We start from the raw sequence: 21,715 nt of genomic DNA on the forward strand, positions 1-21,715 counted from the left end.
ACATCGCCCGATCGGATCAGGCGATGGTCACACCGGCACGCTCGAAGAGCGGATGCGGGACGCACCCGGCCGACGGTCGAAGGACGGCAGCCGGACCCGGCCCGCGGGCTCAGACCGCGAAGGGACGGGCCGGCCAGGGCGCGTCGGCCGGGCGCAGTGCGTCGAGGCCGCCGCCGGTGCGGGCGGCGACCAGCGAGAGAACGCCCGTCACGAGGCAGTTGTTGTGGAGATCGCCGGCGAGCACCAGGCGCACCAGTTCGTCGACCGGCACGCGCGCGTACTCCAGGTCGATCTCCTCGTGCTCGGTCTCGAAGCGCTCCCCCTCGGCCTCGGACAGGTCGCGGGCGAGGAAGATCCGCACCGCCTCGTCACAGCCTCCGGGGGTGGTGTACAGGTCGGTCAGCACCCGCCAGTCCTCGGCCTTGACGTGCGCCTCCTCGTACAGCTCGCGCTGGGCGGCGTGCAGCGGGTTCTCGCCGGGGATGTCGAGCAGGCCGGCCGGGATCTCCCAGAGCTTCTGCCGGACCGGGTGCCGGTACTGGCGGATGAGCAGCACACGGTCCTCCCCGTCGAGGGCGAGGACGGCGACCGAGCCGGGGTGCACCTGGTAGTCGCGGCGGGCCACCGAACCGTCGGGCATGACCACCTCGTCCGTGCGGACGGAGGTCTTGTTGCCCACGAAGGGGGTCTCCGTCGCCCGGATCTCCCACTCCTCGGGGGTGTCCTTGATCGTCATGCCGAGCCCTTCCAGACGTACCTGTGAAAAACCGGGGTGCGCACCATTGAAGGTATGCACCCCGGCCACCGTACAACCGGTGTGTCACTTCGAATTCGTCTGCTCGCCCTCGGCCTGCTGACGCGCGACGGCCGCCTTCACCAGACCCGCGAAGAGCGGGTGCGGGCGGGTCGGGCGGGAGCGCAGCTCCGGGTGGGCCTGGGTGGCGACCAGGTAGGGGTGGACGTCGCGCGGGTACTCGACGTACTCGACGAGCTTGCCGTCCGGGGAGGTGCCGGAGAACTGGATGCCGGTCTTCTTCTCCAGCTCCGCGCGGTAGGCGTTGTTCACCTCGTAGCGGTGCCGGTGCCGCTCCTCGACGTACTCCTTGCCGTCGTAGACCTCGCGCACGATGGAGCCCTCGGCCAGCTTGGCCGGGTACATGCCCAGGCGCATGGTGCCGCCCATGTCGCCCTCACCGGCCACGATGTCCAGCTGCTCGGCCATGGTGGAGATGACCGGGTGGCCGGTGGCGGAGTCGAACTCGGTGGAGTTGGCGTCCGGGATGTCGGCCAGGTTGCGGGCGGCCTCGATCACGATGCACTGCAGGCCCAGGCAGAGACCGAGCAGCGGAATCCGGTTCTCCCGGGCGAAGCGGATGGCGCCGACCTTGCCGAGCACACCGCGGTCGCCGAAGCCGCCGGGGATGCAGATGCCGTCGACGTCACCGAGCTGCGCGGCGGCGCCGGCCGGGGTCCTGCAGTCGTCCGAGGTCACCCACTTGATCTTCACCCGGGCCCTGTTGGCGAAGCCGCCGGCGCGCAGCGCCTCGGTGACCGAGAGGTAGGCGTCGGGCAGGTCGATGTACTTGCCGACCAGCGCGAGGGTGATCTCGTGGTCGGGGTTGTGGACGCGGTCCAGCAGGTCGTCCCAGGTCCGCCAGTCCACATCGCGGAACGGCAGGTCCAGCTTGCGGACGACGTAGGCGTCCAGGCCCTCGCCGTGCACGGTCTTCGGGATGTCGTAGATCGAGCGGGCGTCCGGGCAGGCGACCACGGCGGCCTCGTCGACGTCGCACATCAGCGAGATCTTGCGCTTGATGGCGGTGGGGACCTCGCGGTCGCAGCGCAGCACGATCGCGTCGGGCTGGATACCGATGTTCCGCAGGGCGGCCACGGAGTGCTGGGTGGGCTTGGTCTTCAGCTCGCCGGACGGGCCGATGTACGGCAGGAGCGAGATGTGCACCACGAACACGTTGTCCCGGCCGACCTCGTGGCGGACCTGGCGGACCGTCTCCAGGAACGGCAGCGACTCGATGTCGCCGACCGTGCCGCCGACCTCCGTGATGACCACGTCGACCTCGTCGGTGGCCATGCGGCGGATGCGGTGCTTGATCTCGTTGGTGATGTGCGGGATGACCTGGACCGTGTCGCCCAGGTACTCGCCACGCCGCTCCTTGGCGATCACCGTCGAGTAGACCTGGCCTGTGGTGACGTTGGCGGAGCCGTCCAGGTCGCGGTCGAGGAAACGCTCGTAGTGGCCGATGTCCAGGTCGGTCTCGGCGCCGTCGTTGGTGACGAACACCTCACCGTGCTGGAAGGGGTTCATCGTGCCCGGGTCGACGTTCAGGTACGGGTCGAGTTTCTGCATCACGACGCGCAGGCCCCGGGCCTTGAGCAGCATGCCCAGGCTGGAGGCCGTCAGGCCCTTGCCGAGCGAGGAGGCGACACCCCCGGTGACGAAGATGTGCTTGGTCGTCGTGGCTGCGCTGTTTTTGAAAGCATGCGGCGGCATGGCCAAGAGGGGGCTCCCGTGGTCGCGGTCTGTCGTGCGGTCCGGCTGCCGCCCGGGAGTTTCCGGGGGTGGTGCCGTCGCTGCGGTTCGGGGGTTTCGCACCCACCGGTCCACGGGCTACCAGGGTATCAGCGCCGCGGAGAGATGGCTTCCGGCCACGCTCCGTACACACGTCGGCACAGACGTGGGGGCTCGCTTACCGGCTTTTCACTCAAGGCCAACCCGTTCGGCCCACACGGGTTGTCCGGAGCGGCACACAGATCATCTACGTGCGTCGTATCCTGCTCGGACACTCACTGCCGAGCCCGGCCGGAAACACGGCACACCCCCGCCCGTCACTCCCGGAACAACGAGAGCCTGGCAGTTCGTTGAGCTATGACCGTCGTTTTGCCTCAGGGCACGGCGGGCTGCTTTGCTTCACCGCTTAACGACGCACAACAACAACCCCCCTTGACCGCACTAGCGACAGCCCCCTTCTGCCTGGGGGGTGACGTGGCCGTTCGACTGGAGTTGCACGTGGCCGGGCGCATCGAAGACTACGCACTCATCGGAGACATGCAGACCGCTGCCCTGGTCTGCCGGGACGGCACGGTGGACTGGCTGTGCCTGCCCCGCTTCGACTCGCATGCCATCTTCGCCGGTCTGCTCGGCACCGAGGAACACGGCTTCTGGCGGCTCGGCCCGGCGCACGCGGCCGACTCGCAGCCGCCGACCGCGGCGCGCCGGACCTACCGGGGAGACTCGCTGATCCTGGAGTCGGAGTGGGACACCCCGCGCGGCACGGTCCGGGTCACCGACTTCATGCCCCCGCGTGACGGCGCGCCCCAGCTGATCCGCATCGTGGAGGGCGTCACCGGCCGGGTGCCGATGCGCTCGGTGCTGCGGATGCGGTTCTCCTACGGCCGGGTGGTCCCCTGGGTGCACAAGCACGACAGCCGTACGGTGGCCGTCGCGGGCCCCGACTCGGTGTGGTTCGACACCTCGGCGGAGACCTACGGCAAGTCGCTGACCACCTACGCCGACTTCACGGTGGCCCCCGGCGACCGGATCGCCTTCACCATCTCGTGGCAGCCCTCGCACAAGGAGCCGCCGCCGCTGCCGGAGCCGGAGCAGTCGCTGGAGGCGACCGAGGAGTTCTGGCGGGACTGGGTCGAGCACTGCACGTACCACGGCCCCTACCGGGAGGCCGTGGTCCGCTCGCTGATCACCCTGAAGGCCCTGACGTACGCCCCCACCGGCGGTATCGTCGCGGCCCCCACCACCTCCCTCCCGGAGGACATCGGCGGCGTCCGCAACTGGGACTACCGCTACACCTGGCTGCGCGACGCGGCCATCACCCTGTCCTCCCTGCTGCGCACCGGCTACCGCGAGGAGGCCCGCGCCTGGCGCGAGTGGCTGCTGCGGGCGGTCGCCGGCGACCCCGAGAACCTGCAGATCATGTACGGCATCGCGGGCGAGCGCGAGCTGGGCGAGGCCGAGCTGGACTGGCTGCCGGGCTACGAGAACTCGGCACCGGTCCGGGTCGGCAACGGCGCGGCGCACCAGCTCCAGCTGGACGTCTACGGCGAGGTCACCGAGGCCCTGCACCTGGCCCACATGACCGGCCTCGCCCGCAACGACTACGCGTCCCTCCTCCAGCTGAAGCTGATCCGCTACCTGGAGGACCACTGGGACGAGCCGGACGAGGGCATCTGGGAGGTGCGCGGGCCGCGCCGGCACTTCGTGCACTCCAAGGTGATGGCCTGGGTCGCCGTCGACCGCACCATCAAGCTGATCGAGTCCGGGGACGCGGACGGCCCGCTGGAGCGCTGGAAGGAGTTGCGCGACGACATCCACCGGGACGTCTGCGAGCGGGGCTACGACAAGGAGCGCAACACCTTCACCCAGTCGTACGGCTCCCAGGAGCTGGACGCGTCGCTGCTGCTCATCCCCCAGATGGGTTTCCTGCCGCCGGACGACAAGCGGGTCATCGGCACCATCGAGGCGATCCAGCGCGAGCTGTCCACGTCCGACGGCTTCATCCTGCGCTACCCGACCTCGGGCGGCGACGAGGGCGTGGACGGCCTTCCGGGCGACGAGGGGGCCTTCCTGGCCTGCTCGTTCTGGATGGCCGACGACCTCGCGATGATCGGGCGCGTCGACGAGGCCCGCAAGCTGTTCGAGAAGCTCCTCGCGCTGCGGAACGACCTCGGGCTGCTGGCGGAGGAGTGGGATCCCCGCCTGAAGCGGCAGGTGGGGAACTTCCCGCAGGCGTTCAGCCATGTGCCGCTGATCGACACGGCGCTTCGGCTTACGGCTTCGGGGGCGTACGGGGGGTAGTTACGGGCCGTGGGGAGCTGCCGGTCCGTTGTGGCTGGTCGCGCAGTTCCCCGCGCCCCTGGAGGGGCGCTCCTGCTTAGGCTGGTATATGGCTCCCGGGTCAAAGGCACGCGCGGCCCTCGCCGTCCTCCGCGAGGACCTGGCCGGGGACGTGTTCGCGCCGGGGGACCCGGGATACGACGCCGCCCGGACCGTCTTCAACGGCATGATCGACCGGTACCCGGCGGTGATCGCCCAGTGTGCGGACGACGCCGACGTGGTCCGGGCCGTGCGGTTCGGGCGGGAGCTGGATCTGCACATCGCGGTCCGCGGCGGTGGCCACAGCGTCGCGGGGTCGGCGGTCGCGGACGGTGCGCTGGTGGTGGATCTGCGCCGGATGGACGAGGTGACCGTCGACCCGGTGGCGGAGGCCGTGCGGGTGCAGGGCGGGGCCGTCATGGGCCGTCTGGACCGGGCGGCCCAGGCCTGCGGTCTGGCTACGACCGGTTCCCGGGACTCCGCCACCGGAGTCGCCGGTTTCGTGCTGGGCGGCGGCTCGGGATGGCTGGACCGTGCCTTCGGGCCGGCCGCCGACAACCTGATCGGCGTCGAGCTGGTCACCGCCGACGGCGAGCGGGTCCGTGCCGACGCCGACGAGAACCCGGAGCTGTTCCGGGCCCTGCACGGCGGCGGCGGGAACTTCGGCGTCGTCACCGCGCTCACCCTCGCGCTGCACGAACTGCCGGTGTTCTCGGCCGCGCAGCTGCGGTACCCGCCGCCGTACGGCCCTGAGGTCGTCCGGACCTTCCGCGAGGTGATCCGCACCGGTCCCGACCAGGCGGGCGGTGCGGTGGTGTACCTCGCCGAAACCGAGCCGGTATGCGCGGCCCTCGTGACCTACGCAGGCGGCGAGGAAGGGCTGCGCAAGGTCGTCGGACCGCTGCTCGCGCTGCCACACGCGGCGGAGATCGTCGGCCCCGTGCCGTACAGCCAGGCGCAGTGCCTGTTCGACGTTCCGTCCGGGCTGCGGAACCACTGGTCGGCCGAGTGCCTGGCCGACCTGCCCGACGAGGCGGTGGACGCCTGGTGCGGCTGCGCGGAGGGCATGCCGGTGCCGAGCCGCTCGCGGCAGCTGCTGTTCCCGCTGAACGCGGCCTGGGTGGTGCACCCCGTCGGGATCTGGGCGGACCCGGCCGACGACGAGCGGGCGATCGGCTGGGTGCGGAGCATCCGTGCCGGGGTCCGGCCGTGGGCCACCGGTGCCGTCCCCCTCAATCTCGTCGGAGACGAGGGCCCGGAGCGGGTGCGGGCCGGTCTGGGCGTGGGAAACGCGCTGCGGCTCGGCAAGGCGAAGCGACGCTGGGACCCCGACAACGTCTTCCGCTTCAACCACAACATCAGACCGCTCTGATCAGCACCCCGAAAGGAGCGCGGGGCTGTATCGATATGCGGCTCCGCCGCGTAGGCGCGACCAGCCACGACGGCGCCGCACCCGACAGACGGCATACCGCGGCCCTTTTCCGCATACCGCGGCCCTTCCGACAGAGCGCCCTGCCGAATGTGCCACGACGGCGTTCCCCCAGGTAGCGTCCGCTCCATGGACAGCGGTACGGGCAGCGGATTCGACACCCAGGGCGCCGGGATCACCGTGCAGCGGGCACTGGAGCTGCCCACGCTGCGCAGCGGGCTACCGGAGATCCTGGCCGGCGCCGACCGGCTGGGCCGCACCGTGCGCTGGGTGCACGCGGGCGAGGTGCCGAACATCGCCTCATTGCTGAAGGGCGGCGAGCTGCTGCTCACCACCGGTTACGGCCTGGGCACCCGGCCGACCGAGCAGCGGGCGTTCGTGCGCACGCTCGCCGACCGGGGTATCGCCGCCCTGGTGGTGGAGCTGGGCGCGCGGTTCTCCCGGCTGCCCGCCACCCTCGTCGACACCGCGAGGTCGACCGGGCTGCCGCTGGTCGCGCTGCACCGCGAGGTGCCGTTCGTGACGGTGACGGAGGAGATCCACACCGAGATCGTCAACCACCACTACACCCTGCTCCAGCGCGCCGAGGAGGTGCACCGCCGCTGCACCGAGGCCCTGCTGGGCGGTGGCGGGGTACCCCAGGTGCTCGCCATCCTGGCCGACTTCAGCGGGAACCCGGTCTTCCTGGAGACCACCGACGGCCAACTGCTGTACGCCGCCGGGTCGGGACCCGAGGGGGCCGACCCGCTCCAGGTGTGGGAGGGGCTGCGCGGCCAGCACAAGGACGCGCCGCCGCCGACCGGGGTGGTCCTGGTGGACGTGCCGGGCGGCGGTCCGGGGACCGGGTCGGTGCGCGCGCGGCTGGTCCTGCTCCCGGTCCGCGGGCCGCTGGCCCCGGTGCACCGCATCGCCGCCGAGCGGGCCGCGGGCATCCTGGCCGTCGTCCTGATGCAGGCCCGCCAGGAGGAGGAGCTGGCGGCGCGCGGGCGCGGCGACTTCCTGACCGACCTCGCGGAGGGCCGGATCAGCGCGGAGGACGCCCCGGCGCAGGCCCGTGTCCTCGGTTTCAAGCCCGGCGGCGGCCCGCTGCTGCCGGTGGTCATGCGGGTCGGCGACTCGCTGTCCCCGGGCGGGGGCTGGGCGTTGCTGGCCCGGGCGGTGGGCGAGGAGCTGGCCGCGGTGGGCGTGCCGGTCCTGCTGGGCGTACGACCGGTCGAGGGCCGCGTGCCGCTGCTGCTTGGCCTGCGCTCGGAGGCGGAGCGTACGACGGTCGCGGACCGGGTCGCGGCGGCGCTCCGGGCGGGGGTGGAGCGCGCCGGGATACAGCGCCCCGGGGCCGCTCCTCCGGTCGTGGTGGTCGGGGCGGCGGGCGGCTGGGCGGCCGCGTCGGCGGGCCTGCGGCACGCGGCCGAGACGGCGACGGCGGCGCAGGGCCTGCCCGGCCGGCCCTGGTACGACGCCCGCAGCCTCGACATCGACCTGCTCCTGTGGCGGCTGCGCGACCAGCCCGACCTGGCGGCGTTCGTCGACCGGGCGATCGGCCCGCTCCGGGACCACGACCACCGCTCCAAGCCCCCGCTGCTGCCCACTCTGGAGACCTATCTGGCGCACGCGGGCCGCAAGGCGGAGACGGCCCGTGAACTCCACCTCAACCGGCAGACCCTCTACAACCGCCTCGCCCGCATCGGGGAGTTGCTGGGCACGGACCTCGACGACCCGCAGGTGGTCCTGGCGTTGAGCCTGGCCCTCAGGGCGCGCCGGCACGTGCCCTAGTCCGCGGGACCTCAGGCCTCACGGCCTCACGGCCTCACGGCCTCACGGCAGCGGTCGGGGCTGCGTCAACTCGTCGTACACGCTGAGCACTTGGGCGACGGTCTCGTCCTCGGTGGGCCAGCTCGCCGCCTGCCGGACACCCCGCTCGCGCAGCTCCGCGCAGCGCTCGGGGTCGTCCAGCAGCCGTACGACAGCGCCGGCGAGGGCCGGTGAGTCGCCGTACGCGACCAGCTCGGCCGCGTCCCCGACCAGGTCGGGGATCCCGCCGACGGCGGTCGCGACGAGCGGCACGCGCGCGTGCAGGGCCTCCTGGGCGAGCACGGAACGGGACTCCCAACTGCTGGGCAGCAGCGCGAGATCGGCGGCGGCGAGCAGCTCCGCGACGTCGTCACGGCGCCCGATCAGCCGCACCGGCAGCTCCTCGTCCTCGATCCGCCGCTGCAACTCCGCACGCAGCGGCCCCTCGCCCGCGATGACGAGCAGCGGCACCGGGTCCAGCCGGCACCAGGCCCGCGCCGCGTCCAGCAGGACGTCATAGCCGCGATGCCGGTCCAGGGAGCCGACGGCCATCAGCAACGGCCGTCCCATGGCGCCGAGTTCGGCACGGATCTTGGGCCGCAGCAGCTCCGCCTCGTCCTGGTCCACCAGCCTTCGGGGACCCGGCAGTGCCACGGCGCCGAGCCGGGCGTCCCGGGCGCCGGTACGGCGGGCCCGGTCCACCAGGTCGGAGGTGGTGCCGAGCACCACGGTGGCCGCCCGCGCCACCCGGCGCTCCAGCATCCGCAGCAGATGCGCCCTGGCGCCCTCCGCATGCGCCCTGCTGTGCCAGGTGACGACCAGCGGGGTGCCGCGGCCGCTCAGCGCCAGCGCCGCCCGGAAGGAGGCGTGCAGACCGTGGGCGTGCACCAGGTCGGCGTCCGTGCAGGCGGCGCGGAGTGCCGCGACCGAGCTCGGGTCGCTGCTGCGCGGCACGTGCACATGGTCGGCGCCGACGTCAGAGAAGCCGTAGGCGTGATCGGCCTCGGCGGGGGCGCATACCGTGACCCGCACGCCCCGCGCGACGAGACCGGCGGCCAACGACCGTACGTGCGCGCTGCTGCCGGCGTTGCCGCCGCCCAGCACCTGCACGGTGCGCAGCGGCGACTGACCGTGCGGTGCGTTGCTGCTCACGGGGCTCACGCGGCCGGGGCTCCTGGTTCGGCGTGGGGCGGTCACGGGGGAACGTACAGAAGGTATCGGGGCCGAGGGGGTCACCGCGCGCCTCCCCCGGGCGCCGCGTCCCCCTCAAGGATGCCAGTACACAAGGGTGTTCCGGGCACTCCGGGACGGCACATACCGAGGCGGGCCGGGGCAATGCGCCGGAGCGTGTCACCCGGGAGGGTGACGAAAACGCCGCCGAGGAGGAACGCCATGAGCGCCACCAGCCACGATGCGCTCCCGTGCCGGGGCACCGCCGAGGACACGCCGGCGGGCCTCGGCCGACGAGCGTCGGGCCGCGCGCTTCGGGCCGCAAGCTTCGGCAGGTGGAAGAAGTGGCGGTCGGAGCTGCGGGGCGGGGGACGCCCCGCAGCTCCGGCCCGGCGATTCGTCAGCGGGCCGTCAGTGGTCCGCCCGTGCCGTCGCCAGCAGTTCCTCCGCGTGTGCCCGTGCCGTCTCCGAGTCCTCCTGGCCGGCCAGCATGCGGGACAGCTCCCGGACCCGCTCCTCGCCCTCCAGGACCTTCACGCCGGAGCGGGTGACCGTGCCGTCGTTGGTCTTCTCGACCAGCAACTGACGGTCGGCGAACGCGGCGACCTGGGGAAGGTGCGTGACGACGACGACCTGCGCGGACCTGGCGAGCTTGGCCAGGCGACGCCCGATCTCCACCGCCGCCTTGCCGCCCACGCCCGCGTCGACCTCGTCGAAGAGGTACGTCGGGACCGGGTCCGTACCCGCGAAGACGACCTCCACCGCGAGCATCACGCGCGACAGCTCACCGCCGGACGCGCCCTTGGCGATGGGACGGGGCGGCGCGCCGGGGTGCGGGGCGAGCAGCAGCTCGACCTCGTCGGCGCCCGACGGGCCGTAGGCCACCGCCCGGCCGTCGACCTCCACGCCCTCCGGGTCCTCGGTCTGCCGGATCGCGAAGGACACGCGCGCGTGCGGCATCGCGAGAGAACCCAGTTCGGCGGTGACGGCGGCCGCGAAACGTTCCGCGGCCTCGGTGCGCGCGTCGGTCAACGCCTGGGCGAGACCGCCCAGTTCGCTGCGGAGCGCGTCCCGCTCGGCGGTCAGTTCGTCGATCCGCTCGTCGTCGCCGTCGAGTTCGGTCAGCCGCGCGGCGCCCTGTTCGGCCCACGCCAGCACCGCGTCGATGCCGTCGCCGTACTGGCCGTACTTGCGGGTGAGCGCGGTGAGCGCGGCGCGCCGCTCCTCCACGGCCGCCAGCCGCAGCGGGTCGGCGTCCAGGTCGTCGGCGTATCCGGCCAGCTCGCCCGCCACGTCGCCGAGCAGGATTCCGACCTCGCCGATCCGGTCGGCGAGCGCGGCCAGTGCCGGGTCGTGCGAGCGGACGGCCTCCAGGGCCCGGTGGGCGCCCGCGACGAGGGTGGCCGCGTCGATGCCCTCGGGGTCCTCCGGGTTGCCCGCGAGCGCGGAGTGCGCGGCGGTCGCGGCGGACGACAGCGCCTCGGCGTGCCCGAGCCGCTCCGCCTCCTCGGCCAGTTCCACGTCCTCACCGGCCCGCGGCTCCACGCCCGCGATCTCGTCGAGCCCGTAGCGCAGCATGTCGGCTTCCTGCGCCCGCTCACGCGCGCGGGTGACGATCTCCTCCAGCTCGACCGCCACGGCCCGCAGCCGCCGGTAGGCCTCGCCGTACTTGGCCAGCGGCCCGGTGACCCCGTCGCCCGCGTACCGGTCGAGGGCCTGCCGCTGCCGGGACAGCTTCAGCAGCCCCTGCTGGTCGGTCTGCCCGTGCACGGCCACCAGGTCGTCGGCGAGCTCGGCGAGCAGCCCCACGGGCACGCTCCGCCCGCCCAGGTGCGCCCGTGAGCGCCCCTCGGCGGAAACGGTACGGCTGAGCAGCAGCGCTCCGTCGTCCAGCTCGGCACCGGCCTCCTCGGCCCGTACCGCCGCCGCGCCTCCGGGGGGCACGGTGACCCGCCCCTCGACCACCGCCTTGTCGGACCCGATCCGCACGAGCGCGGGATCGGCCCGCCCACCGAGCAGCAGCCCCAGGCTGGTGACCACCATGGTCTTGCCCGCACCGGTCTCACCGGTGACGGCGGTGAACCCCGGCGACAACTCGACGACGGCGTCGTCGATGACTCCGAGGGACCGTATCCGCATTTCTTCCAGCACGGGGAAGACCTTACGAGGTAGGGCAGGAGAAGCGCGAGGCACCCTGTCACCCGCGCGAGTGGAGAAGCACCCCCGACGGGGCGCGGGGTCGCATCGATACGCCGACGGCTGTCCCTACCTGAAGGGGCGCGGGGAACTGCGCGACAAGCCACGAATCACCCGCAGCCGCCGAAGCTCCCCGGCCCCCCGAACCGCTAGTGCGGCGCCCCCCGCCATCCGGACACCGGCAGCGCGAACTTCGCGACCAGCCGGTCCGTGAACGACGCGTGATGCAGCCGGGCCAGCCGCACCGGCACCGCCCCGCGCCGCACCTCGACCCGCGCCCCCGGCGGCAGCTCGACGGTCCGGCGCCCGTCGCACCACAGCACCCCGGGCTGGATGTGCGGCAGCACCTCCACCGCCAGCACCGAGTCCGGCGACGTCACCAACGGCTTCGCGAACAGCGCGTGCGCGGAGATCGGCACCATCAGCAGCGCCTCCACCTCCGGCCACACCACGGGGCCGCCGGCGGAGAAGGCATAGGCGGTGGACCCGGTCGGCGTCGACAGCACGATGCCGTCGCAGCCGAAGCCCGTCACCGGCCGCCCGTCGATCTCCAGCACCACTTCCAGCAGCTTCTCGGCGCCGGCCTTCTGCACCGCCGCCTCGTTCAGCGCCCAGTCGGTGTGCACGATGTCCCCGTTGCGGTGCACGACGACGTCGACGGTCATCCGCTCCTCGACCTCGTACGCCCGGCTCACCACCCGGTCCACGACCTTGTCGAGGTCGTCGCGCTCGGCCTCCGCGAGGAACCCGACACTCCCGAGGTTGACGCCGAGCATCGGCACCCCGGACGCGCGCGCGAACTCGGCGCCGCGCAACAGCGTCCCGTCACCGCCGAGGACGATCAGCAGCTCGCAGCCGTCGAGGCTGTGCGGCGAGGCCTCCTCGACGAGTTCGACCTCGTCGGGCAGCGGCAGGTCCGCGGCCTCGAAATCCAGGACCCGTACGCCGACCCCGGCCGCCAGCAGCCCCTTCACCACCAGCTCGGCGCTGCGGATGGCCGCGGGCCGCCCGGTGTGGGCCAGCAGGAAAACAGTACGAGCTCGGTTCTGTGTCAACGCGGCCCCTCCGCCACTGCACGGTCAACGTCGGCCGGATCCAACTGGGGTGCGCCGGCCCGCAGCCACAGAAAGTACTCGACATTGCCGGACGGCCCGGGCAGCGGACTGGCGGTGACACCCTTCACCCCGAGCCCCTGCTCCCACGCCTTCTCGGCAACCCCCCGCACGGCCTCCGCCCGCAGCTGCGGACTCCGTACGACTCCTCCGCTGCCCAGCCTCTCCTTGCCCACCTCGAACTGCGGCTTGACCATCATCACCAGGTCGGCGTCCGGCTTCACACACCGCGCCAGAGCCGGCAGCACCAGCCCGAGCGGGATGAAGGACAGATCACCCACGACAAGATCCACAGGCTCCCCATCGATCGCTTCAAGCGTCAACTCGCGTACGTTCGTACGGTCCTTGACGGTGACGCGTTCATCGCTCTGCAGAGACCAGGCGAGTTGTCCGTATCCGACGTCGACGGCGACCACATGCGCGGCCCCCGCGCGCAGCAGCACATCGGTGAAGCCCCCGGTCGACGCGCCGGCGTCCAGCGCCCGCCGCCCCTCGACCGCCAGCCCCTGCGGCACGAACGCGGCCAGCGCGCCCGCGAGCTTGTGGCCGCCCCGCGACACGTAGTCGGGATCGCCGTCGTCGACCTGTACGACGATGGCGGCGGCGGTCTCCACCTGGGTGGCCGGCTTGGTCGCGAGGGTCTTGCCGACGCTGACCCGCCCGGCGGCGATCAGCTGGCTGGCGTGCTCGCGCGAGCGCGCCAGCTTCCGGCGGACCAGCTCCGCGTCCAGACGGCGACGTGCGACTCCTGCCACGGTGGGTTCAGCTCCTGCTCTGGTGGTACGACGGTGCGGGCGGCCGGTTGCCGTACGGCGGTGCCGGCGCCGGGGGACCCGGAGGTGCCGGGCGGACGTCGAGCGCGGTCAGCGCGTCGCGCAACCCCCGGTGTACATCCTCGTACACCTCCAGATGTCCGTCCGTGGCGAGGTGGTCGGCGTCGGCCAGCCGGTCGAGCCGGTCGTCGACCTCGGCGTCGCCGGTGGGGGTGCGGGGGACGTTCAGCGGGGCGGGGGCGGCGGGGTCGTACTCGGGTTCGACGACGGCCGCTTCCTCGGCCTCCGTCACCGGGGCCGCCACCAGGCCCTCGGGCACAGAGTCGGTCATGCCCCGACGCTACCTCGAACCGCTGGGGTACCGTCGATCGCGATGGCCACGACCGAGGAGTGCCGCGCCGCACTCGACAAGCTCTCGCACAACATGGGCGGTGCCGAGGGCGACGTCCGCGCGGCCGCCGCCATGGACCGCACGGTGAGCTGCCACATCACCGACCTGGACGTCACCTTCGCCGGCCGGCTCACCGGCGGCCGGATCGACGTCGAGGAGACCTTCCCCGGCCCGCCTCGGGAGAAGGCGCAGATCAGACTCGCCATGGCCGGCGACGACCTGGTGGCCCTGGTCGACGGCGAACTGAACTTCGCCGGGGCCTGGGGTTCGGGCCGGGTGAGACTGGAGGCGAACCTGCTGGACCTGTTCCGGCTCAGGAAGCTGTTGTGAGCTTCGCCCTGCGGGCCGCCGGCACCACCAGCGGGGTCCCCGTCTCCGGGTCCTCGATGACCTGACAGCGCAGCCCGAAGACCTCTTCCACCAGCCCGGCGGTGACGATGTCGTTCGGGGCGCCCTCGGCGACGACCCGGCCGCTCCTGAGCGCGATCAGGTGGGTGGCGTACCGGGCCGCGTGGTTGAGGTCGTGCAGCACGGCGACCAGCGTCCGGCCCTGCTCCTCGTGGAGTTCGGCGCACAGGTCGAGGACGTCGATCTGGTGCTGGATGTCCAGGTAGGTGGTCGGCTCGTCCAGGAGCAGCAGCGGGGTCTGCTGGGCGAGCGCCATGGCGATCCAGACACGCTGCCGCTGGCCGCCGGAGAGTTCGTCGACGTACCGGTCGGCGAGTTCGGCGACGCCCGTGCGGGCCATCGACTCCTGGACGACCCGCTCGTCCTCGACGGACCACTGGCGCAGGATGCCCTGGTGCGGGTAGCGGCCGCGGCCGACCAGGTCGCCGACGGTGATGCCGTCGGGCGCGATGGACGACTGCGGGAGCAGGCCGAGGGTACGGGCGACCTTCTTCGCCGGCATCGACTGGATGACCTGGCCGTCGAGCAGCACCCGGCCCTGACTGGGCCTGAGCATCCGGGACAGCGCCCGCAGCAGCGTCGACTTGCCGCAGGCGTTGGGGCCGACGATCACCGTGAAGGAGTTGTCGGGGATCTCCACCGACAGCTGCTCGGCGATGACGCGCTGGTCGTAGGCGAGGGTGACGTTCTCGGCGGACAGGCGGTTCACGGTGCTCCTCTTGCTGTCTGACTCGGGGTTCGCGCTCATGTCCGGAGCGTCTGCCGGTTCCGGTGTCATATCCGGCCCGCCCGGCGCTCGGTGACGAGCAGCCAGAGCAGGTAGACCCCGCCGAGGACGCCGGTGACCACTCCGACGGGCAGTTGATCGGCCCCGAAGGCGCGCTGCGAGGCCCAGTCGGCGGTGACCAGCAGGGCGGCGCCCATGCAGAGGGAGGGCAGCAGGTTGGGGCCGGGCGAGCGGGTGAGGCGGCGGGCGAGCTGGGGTGCGGTGAGCGCCACGAAGCTGACCGGGCCCGCGGCGGCGGTGGCGGCCGCGGTCAGCAGGACGGCGGCCACCATCAGCAGCAGCCGCACCCGTTCCACCCGCACCCCGAGGGCGTTCGCCACGTCGTCGCCCATCTCCATCGTCCTCAGGCCGCGCGCATGGGCCAGGACCAGCGGGACGAGGACCGCGCACAGCGCGAGCAGCGGCCAGACCTGGCTCCAGTCCCGGCCGTCGAGGGAGCCGGTCATCCAGACGACCGCGCGGGTCGCGTCGACCAGGTCGGCCTTGGTGAGCAGGTAGCCGTTGACCGCGGTGACGAACGCGGAGACGCCGATGCCGACCAGGACCAGCCGGTAGCCGTGCACGCCCTGCCTCCAGGCGAGCAGGTAGATGGCGAGCCCGGTCAGCAGGCCACCGACCAGCGCGCCGACGGTGACCTGGGCGGCCGTCCCGGACAGCAGCACGATGACGACGAGCGCGCCGGAGGTGGCGCCCTGCGAGAGACCGAGGACGTCCGGGCTGCCCAGCGGGTTGCGGGAGATCGCCTGGAACAGCGCGCCGCCGAGCCCGAGCGAGGCGCCGACCAGCAGACCGACCAGAACCCGCGGCAGCCGCAGCTCGTTGACGATGAAGTCCTGCCCGGCGGTGCCGTTCCCGGCCAGGGTCCTGAGCACGTCCGCGAAGGAGATCGGGAAGTCCCCGGTACCGATCAGCACGACACTCGCGGCGGCCGCGGCCAGCAGCAGCGCGCCGACCACGACCAGCGCGCGCACGTCGGCCCGCAGGGAGAGTCCGCCGGGGGTGCGCAGAGTACGTGTGTTCTTCACAGCGGTCCTCACAGCTGGGCCGTCCTGCGCCGTCGCACCAGAAGGATGAAGACCGGGCCGCCGATGACCGCGGTGACGATGCCGACCTGGAGCTCCGCGGGGCGGGCCACGACCCGCCCGACGACATCGGCGCCGAGCAGCAGCACGGGCGACAGGATCGTCGCGTAGGGCAGGATCCAGCGCAGGTCGGGGCCGGTGAACGAACGCACGACGTGCGGGACCATCAGGCCGACGAAGGCGATCGGGCCGCAGGCGGCGGTGGCCGCGCCGCAGAGCACGGTGGCGGCGAGCATGGCCAGGCCCCGGGTGCGGGTGAGGTTCGCGCCGAGGGCGCGGGCGGTGTCGTCGCCCATCGCCACCGCGTTCAGCGGCCGGGCGAGGCCCAGGGCGAGCAGGGTGCCGGCCGCGAGGAACGGCAGCACCTGGAGGATCGTCGAGTAGGAGGCCGAGGCCAGCGAACCCACCGTCCAGAAACGCAACTTGTTGAGCGCCGCGTCGTCCGTGATCATCACGGCCTGGAGGTACCCGTAGAGCGCGGCGCTGATCGCCGTACCGGCCAGTGCGAGCCGCACCGGGGTGGCGCCCCGGCTGCCGCCCAGGAACCACACCAGCGCGCCCACCACGGCCGCGCCGAGGAACGCGAACCACACATAGCCGTTCAGGGTGCTGACGCCGAAGTAGGTGATGGCGGTGACCACCGCGGCCGACGCGCCCGCGTTGATGCCGAGCAGGCCGGGGTCGGCGAGCGGGTTGCGGGTGAGCGCCTGGAGCACCGCCCCGGACAGGCCCAGGGCGGCACCGGCCAGCAGGCCGAGGACGGTCCGCGACAGCCGCGCGCCGACGACGACGTCACCGTACGTCCCGGTGTCGTGGAACAGACCGTGCCAGACCTGGGCCAACGGCAGCGCTTTCGCCCCGATCGCGATGCTCGCCAGAGCGACGAGCAGCAGGATCACGACGGAGACGAGGAGCCCGAGGGCCCGTATCGTCCGACGGCTCGGGGGCGCGGGGGCGGTCTCCGCGCGCTGTTCGGGGGGACTGTCGACCAACACGAGGTTAGGTTAGCCTACCCTCGCCTTGACCTCGATGCCGCGCCCCTGGAGACACCTCTCCGCCCTTCCGGCCCCTCTCGGCCGCCTTCGGCTCCCTGCGGCTCCCCCGAGAGTCCCTTGGGCAGCGCGGCCAAGTCCCCCTCGAACACCGGCTCTCAGAGCCCCAGCCGCGCCAGCGCCTTGCCGCCGTCCAGCTCGCAGGAGCCCTCACCGGCCGCCGTCCAGGCCGCCGCGCACAACGCCCGCAGACCGTCGAGCGCCTCGCCGTCCCCCTCCAGCTCCAGCCGGTCGGCACCCGCCGTCGCCGTCCAGCCACCGCACCGGAAGCCGTCGCCGTCCGCCGTGACCTCCGGCTGCCCGGTGAGCAGCCCGCGCAGATCGGCGTCGACATACGTCGGCCGGTGCTGCGGCGGCGCGGCGAGCAGCTGACGCCCGTCGGTGACACCGGTCAGCACGAGCAGCGAGTCGACCGCACCGTTGAACGCGCCCTCGATGTCGGTGTCCAGCCGGTCCCCGACCACCAACGGCCGCTTCGCGCCCGTCCGCAGGATCGTCTCCCGGTGCATCGGCGGCAGCGGCTTGCCCGCCACCTGCGGCTCGGCGCCCGTCGCGATCCGGACCACCTCCACCGCCGCGCCGTTGCCCGGCGCGATCCCGCGTCCGCTCGGGATCGTCAGATCGGTGTTGGACGCGAACCACGGCACACCGCGCGCCACGGCGTACGACGCCTCCGCAAACCGCCCCCACGGCAGATCCGGGCCGCCGAACCCCTGCACCACGGCCGCCGGATCGTCGTCCGCCGACTCCACCGGCTCCAGCCCGCGCTCCCGCAGCGCGACCCGCAGCCCCTCCCCTCCGATCACCAGCACCCGCGCCCCGGCCGGCACCTGCTCGCTGATCAGCCGCGCCACCGCCTGCGCCGAGGTGATGACGTCACCGGCGCCCGTCGGGATCCCCAGCTCGGTGAGATGCTCGGCCACCGCGTCCGGTGTCCGCAGCGCGTTGTTGGTGACGTACGCCAGATGCATCCCGCCCGCGCGGGCGACCTCCAGCGACTCCACGGCGTGCGCGATCGCACTGCCGCCCGCGTACACCACCCCGTCCAGATCGAGCAGCGCCGTGTCGTACGCCGTGCTCAGCGCCTGTCCGCTGCCGTCGGGACCAGTCCTGACGCCCTGGCTCATCCCCATCGCTCCTCGTCACTCCTCGTCGACCCGCCTTGCAGCATCGATCATCCCGCACGCCACTGACACACGTACGATGCCGGGATGAACCTTGCAGGTCACTCGGAAGCAACGGAGCGCCGAGGCCTGGAACTCAACCCGTTCCGAGGCCTTCGCTACGACCCGGACCGGGTCGGCAGTCTGGCCGCCGTCACCTCCCCGCCGTACGACGTCGTCGTGCGCCCCGACGGCGTACACCACCTCCAGTCCGCCGACCCGCACAACATCGTCCGACTCATCCTTCCGCAGGCCGGTACCCCCAGCGCCAGTACCGAACAGGCGGCCGACACCCTGCACCGCTGGCAGGCCGAGGGCATCCTCGCCACGGATCCCGAACCGGCCCTGTACGTCTACGAACAGCACGACGGAAAGGGCCTGCTCCAGCGCGGGGTGATCGGCGCCCTGCGGGTCTCCGAGCCCTCCGAGGGCGTGGTGCTGCCGCACGAGGAGGTCATGCCCCCGGTCGTCGCCGACCGCGCGGCCCTGATGCGCGCCACCTCGGCGAACCTCGAACCCCTCCTGCTCACGTACCGGGGCAACGGCACGGCCGCCGCCTTCGTCGAAACGGTGGCCCAACGCCTCCCGCTCCTCTCCACCACCACGGAGGACGGCTTCCACCACCGCCTCTGGGCGATCACCGACCCCACCGAGGTGAACCTCGTCCAGTCCGACCTGGCCCATCGCCAGGCCCTGATCGCCGACGGCCACCACCGCTGGGCCACCTACTTGCGTCTACGCGCGGAGCACAGCTCGCCCAGCCCCTGGGACTACGGCCTGGTCCTCCTCGTCGACACCGCCCGCTACCCGCTGCGGGTCCGCGCCATCCACCGGTTGCTGCACGGTCTGCCGGTGGCGGAGGCCCTGGAGCACGTCAAGGGCCTGTTCCGGGTACGACGGCTCGACGCCCCCCTGCCGGCGGCGCAGGACGCGCTGGCGGACGCGGCCTGCGCGGGCAACGCGTTCCTGCTGGCCGGCGACGGAGCGTTCCATCTCATCGACCGCCCGGACCCGGACCTCCTGGCCCGCACGATCCCCGACGACCGGCCGGCCGCCTGGCGCACCCTGGACGCCACCGTCCTGCACGCCACGCTCCTCGACCACGTCTGGCGCATCCCCGAGGACTCACCGGCGCACATCGCGTACATCCACGACACGGCGGCGACGGTCGCCAAGGCCGAGCGCGACGGCGGTACGGCCGTCCTCATGCACCCGGTCCGTGAGGAGGTCGTCCGCGACCTGGCCCTCCAGGGCGTGACGATGCCCCGCAAGTCGACGTCCTTCGGCCCGAAGCCGGCCTCGGGCCTGGTGCTGCGGGCGTTCGATGTGTGAAGGCGTCTGAAAACGTCCGAACGAGAGAGGGCAGGCCCGGTCGGGCCTGCCCTCTGCCAGTCAGTCAGTCGCTCACGCCGTCACACGGTCACCGAGCTCAGTCCTGCTCGGCCTCGGCCTCGTCCTCGTCCTCCGCCTGGACGTCAGCCTCGACGCCGGCCGCGGCCGCGACCTCGGGCTCGGACTTCGACTCGGACTTCGACTCAGGCTTCGGCTCGGACTCGGACCCGGACTCCGCGGAGATCTCCTCGGCCTCCTCGTCATCCAGAGCGTCCACGAACTCCACCCCGTCCAGCTCGGCCAGTCGGTCGGAGGCGTCGGTGCTGCCGTCGCGGTCGGCCTCGACGGCCTTGGCGAACCACTCCCGGGCCTCGTCGACACGCCCGGCGGCGAGCAGGGCGTCCGCGTAGGCGTACCGCAGCCGCGCGGTCCACGGCTGTACGGAGTTGGAGGCCAGCTCGGGGCTCTGCAACGTCACGATCGCCGCGTCCAGCTGCCCCATGTCACGCCGGGCACCGGCGGCGACGAGCCGCATCTCGACCTGGCCGGCCTTGTCGAGCTTGTGCACGTCGGGGGCGCCGGCCATGTCCAGCGCCTTCTCCGGGCGGCCGAGCCCACGCTCGCAGTCGGCCATCACCGGCCACAGGTCCACGTTGCCGGTCATACGCCGCGCGGCCCGGAACTCGGCGAGCGCCTCGGAGTACTTCTGGTTCGCGTACGCAGCGAACCCGGCCGCTTCGCGTACGGCGGCGACACGGGACGCCAGCCGCAGGGCCACCCTGGAGTAGCCGTAGGCACCCTCGGGGTCCTCGTCGATGAGCCGGGCGACCATCACCAGGTTCTTGGCGACGTCCTCCGCGAGCGTCTTGGGCAGGCTCTGCAGCTCCTGCCGTACGTCCTTGTCGATCTCCTCGCCGGTGACGTCCTCCGCGATCGGCAGCCGCTTGATCGGCTCCCGGTCCCGGTCACGGTCCCGGTCGTCACGGAAGCGGTCGCCGCCACGCCGGTCGTCGCGCCGGTCGTCGCGGCCACGGTAGCCACCGCCCCGGTTGTCGTCCCGGCGACCGTAACCGCCGCCACCGCGGGTGTCGTCGCGGCGGGGGCCACGGTCGTCACGGCGGTCGTCGCGACCCCGGAACCCGCCGCGGCTGTCGTCACGCCGGCCGTAACCACCGCCACCGCCACCGCCACCGCCACCACGGTTGTCGTCACGACGGAAGCCACCGCGGTCATCGCGATCGTCGCGACGGTAGGCGGGACGCTCCCCACGGTCGTCACGGCGATCATCCCGCCGGTCGTCACGGCGGTCGTCGCGCCGGAAAGCGGGACGGTCCCCACGATCGTCACGACGGTCATCTCGCCGGTCGTCGCGCCGGTCGTCACGGCGGAAAGCCGGACGGTCCCCACGGTCATCACGACGGGGACCGCGATCGCGGTCGTCACGACGCCCGTAACCACCCCGGTCACCGCCACGATCGTCACGCTGGAACCCCGGACGCGAACCACGACTGTCGTCACGCCGGCCGTAACCACCGCCACCGCTACCGCCACCACGGTTGTCGTCACGACGGAAGCCGCCACCACCACCGCGGTTGTCATCACGCCGGTCATCACGTCGGCCATAGCCGCCGCCACCACCGCCACGGTTGTCGTCACGACGGCCGTAACCGCCGCCGCCACCGCCACGGTTGTCATCGCGACGGCCGTAACCGCCACGATCTCCACGGTCGTTGCGGTCGCCACGGTGTCCGCCACGCTCGCCGCGGTCACCGCTTTCCCGTTGCCGCTGGTCGCGCTCCGGTCGGTCGTCGGGAGAGTTGGTGGACATGGTGACTCCTGTCTTCGGTACCGCAAGCATTGTAAAAACAAAAGGACCCCTGGTCCCAGCTGAACGCTGGGACCAGGGGTCCTCCAAAGATTGTTCGGCGGTGTCCTACTCTCCCACAGGGTCCCCCCTGCAGTACCATCGGCGCTGTAAGGCTTAGCTTCCGGGTTCGGAATGTAACCGGGCGTTTCCCTCACGCTATGACCACCGAAACCCTAATGGTTTCGAGCGAACAAGCACACTCTTTAATTGTGTGTTCAGCTCTAGCCGGCAACAGTCGTTGCCTCAGAACTAACACAGTGGACGCGAGCAACTGAGGACAAGCCCTCGGCCTATTAGTACCGGTCACCTCCACCCA

18 protein-coding genes and 1 rRNA gene are annotated in these 21,715 nt (G+C 72.3%); 5 read left to right on the forward strand and 14 right to left on the reverse strand.

All coding sequences use genetic code 11. From position 1 onward, the window contains the following. Positions 1-109: 109 nt before the first annotated feature. Entirely contained in the window at positions 110-736 is a 627-nt protein-coding gene (locus IEZ11_RS46105; protein WP_189269079.1) for an NUDIX domain-containing protein, read from the reverse strand. A gap of 84 nt (positions 737-820) precedes the next feature. Then, positions 821-2,509, reverse strand: coding sequence for a CTP synthase (gene pyrG, locus IEZ11_RS46110; protein WP_189269080.1), 1,689 nt, complete (start codon positions 2,507-2,509; stop codon positions 821-823). Positions 2,510-3,025: 516 nt separating this feature from the next. Here pyrG and IEZ11_RS46115 point away from each other — a divergent pair. From IEZ11_RS46115 to IEZ11_RS46125, 3 genes are all read left to right on the forward strand, one after another. Then, complete coding sequence (locus IEZ11_RS46115; RefSeq protein ID WP_189269096.1) at positions 3,026-4,828, forward strand: glycoside hydrolase family 15 protein; 1,803 nt, start codon at positions 3,026-3,028, stop codon at positions 4,826-4,828. 88 nt (positions 4,829-4,916) lie between these two features. Continuing rightward, complete coding sequence (locus IEZ11_RS46120) at positions 4,917-6,218, forward strand: FAD-binding oxidoreductase (RefSeq protein WP_189269081.1); 1,302 nt, start codon at positions 4,917-4,919, stop codon at positions 6,216-6,218. A 186-nt stretch (positions 6,219-6,404) separates the two neighbouring features. Further along, positions 6,405-8,048: a PucR family transcriptional regulator gene (locus tag IEZ11_RS46125; RefSeq protein WP_189269082.1), complete on the forward strand. Its 1,644-nt coding sequence runs from the start codon at positions 6,405-6,407 to the stop codon at positions 8,046-8,048. Positions 8,049-8,090: 42 nt separating this feature from the next. Here IEZ11_RS46125 and IEZ11_RS46130 read toward each other — a convergent pair whose 3' ends face one another. From IEZ11_RS46130 to IEZ11_RS46150, 5 genes are all read right to left on the reverse strand, one after another. Continuing rightward, the gene (locus IEZ11_RS46130; protein ID WP_189269083.1) at positions 8,091-9,227 is read right to left on the reverse strand and encodes a glycosyltransferase family 4 protein; all 1,137 of its coding nucleotides are present in this window, start codon (positions 9,225-9,227) and stop codon (positions 8,091-8,093) included. Positions 9,228-9,647: 420 nt separating this feature from the next. Next, the gene (gene recN / locus IEZ11_RS46135) at positions 9,648-11,375 is read right to left on the reverse strand and encodes a DNA repair protein RecN (protein ID WP_189269097.1); all 1,728 of its coding nucleotides are present in this window, start codon (positions 11,373-11,375) and stop codon (positions 9,648-9,650) included. Between the two features lie 206 nt (positions 11,376-11,581). Next, positions 11,582-12,487, reverse strand: a complete 906-nt coding sequence (locus IEZ11_RS46140) for an NAD kinase (protein ID WP_189269084.1) — start codon at positions 12,485-12,487, stop codon at positions 11,582-11,584. Continuing rightward, a complete protein-coding gene (locus tag IEZ11_RS46145; RefSeq protein ID WP_189269085.1) occupies positions 12,484-13,299 on the reverse strand; it encodes a TlyA family RNA methyltransferase in 816 nt (271 codons plus the stop codon). Before IEZ11_RS46145 ends, IEZ11_RS46140 begins: the two co-directional genes overlap by 4 nt. Positions 13,300-13,306: 7 nt before the next feature. Continuing rightward, complete coding sequence (locus IEZ11_RS46150) at positions 13,307-13,648, reverse strand: hypothetical protein (protein WP_189269086.1); 342 nt, start codon at positions 13,646-13,648, stop codon at positions 13,307-13,309. 42 nt (positions 13,649-13,690) lie between these two features. Between IEZ11_RS46150 and IEZ11_RS46155 the strand changes: the two genes are divergently transcribed. Next, complete coding sequence (locus IEZ11_RS46155) at positions 13,691-14,038, forward strand: SCP2 sterol-binding domain-containing protein (protein WP_189269087.1); 348 nt, start codon at positions 13,691-13,693, stop codon at positions 14,036-14,038. On the opposite strand, the gene IEZ11_RS46160 is transcribed toward IEZ11_RS46155, so the two are convergent. The 4 genes from IEZ11_RS46160 to IEZ11_RS46175 all read right to left on the reverse strand — a co-directional run bounded on the left by IEZ11_RS46160 (position 14,022) and on the right by IEZ11_RS46175 (position 18,164). Continuing rightward, positions 14,022-14,864 (reverse strand): ABC transporter ATP-binding protein, encoded by an 843-nt coding sequence (locus IEZ11_RS46160; RefSeq protein WP_189269088.1) that lies wholly within the window; start codon positions 14,862-14,864, stop codon positions 14,022-14,024. The two genes, IEZ11_RS46155 and IEZ11_RS46160, sit on opposite strands and share 17 nt — an antisense overlap. Positions 14,865-14,890: 26 nt before the next feature. Next, complete coding sequence (locus IEZ11_RS46165) at positions 14,891-15,928, reverse strand: FecCD family ABC transporter permease (RefSeq protein WP_189269089.1); 1,038 nt, start codon at positions 15,926-15,928, stop codon at positions 14,891-14,893. Between the two features lie 8 nt (positions 15,929-15,936). Next, a complete protein-coding gene (locus IEZ11_RS46170) occupies positions 15,937-16,980 on the reverse strand; it encodes a FecCD family ABC transporter permease (protein WP_189269090.1) in 1,044 nt (347 codons plus the stop codon). A 155-nt stretch (positions 16,981-17,135) separates the two neighbouring features. Further along, entirely contained in the window at positions 17,136-18,164 is a 1,029-nt protein-coding gene (locus IEZ11_RS46175) for an HAD hydrolase-like protein (RefSeq protein ID WP_189269091.1), read from the reverse strand. An 84-nt stretch (positions 18,165-18,248) separates the two neighbouring features. Between IEZ11_RS46175 and IEZ11_RS46180 the strand changes: the two genes are divergently transcribed. After that, positions 18,249-19,532, forward strand: coding sequence for a DUF1015 family protein (locus IEZ11_RS46180; RefSeq protein ID WP_189269092.1), 1,284 nt, complete (start codon positions 18,249-18,251; stop codon positions 19,530-19,532). 97 nt (positions 19,533-19,629) lie between these two features. Here IEZ11_RS46180 and IEZ11_RS46185 read toward each other — a convergent pair whose 3' ends face one another. The 3 genes from IEZ11_RS46185 to rrf all read right to left on the reverse strand — a co-directional run bounded on the left by IEZ11_RS46185 (position 19,630) and on the right by rrf (position 21,569). Then, positions 19,630-20,481, reverse strand: a complete 852-nt coding sequence (locus IEZ11_RS46185; protein ID WP_373295067.1) for a tetratricopeptide repeat protein — start codon at positions 20,479-20,481, stop codon at positions 19,630-19,632. Further along, a complete protein-coding gene (locus tag IEZ11_RS46190; RefSeq protein ID WP_189269099.1) occupies positions 20,364-21,287 on the reverse strand; it encodes a hypothetical protein in 924 nt (307 codons plus the stop codon). Before IEZ11_RS46190 ends, IEZ11_RS46185 begins: the two co-directional genes overlap by 118 nt. Positions 21,288-21,452: 165 nt before the next feature. Beyond that, a 5S ribosomal RNA gene (gene rrf, locus IEZ11_RS46195) occupies positions 21,453-21,569 on the reverse strand. Positions 21,570-21,715 lie beyond the last annotated feature (146 nt).

It is taken from the genome of Streptomyces fuscichromogenes, assembly GCF_014645815.1.
GTDB lineage: Bacteria > Actinomycetota > Actinomycetes > Streptomycetales > Streptomycetaceae > Streptomyces > Streptomyces fuscichromogenes.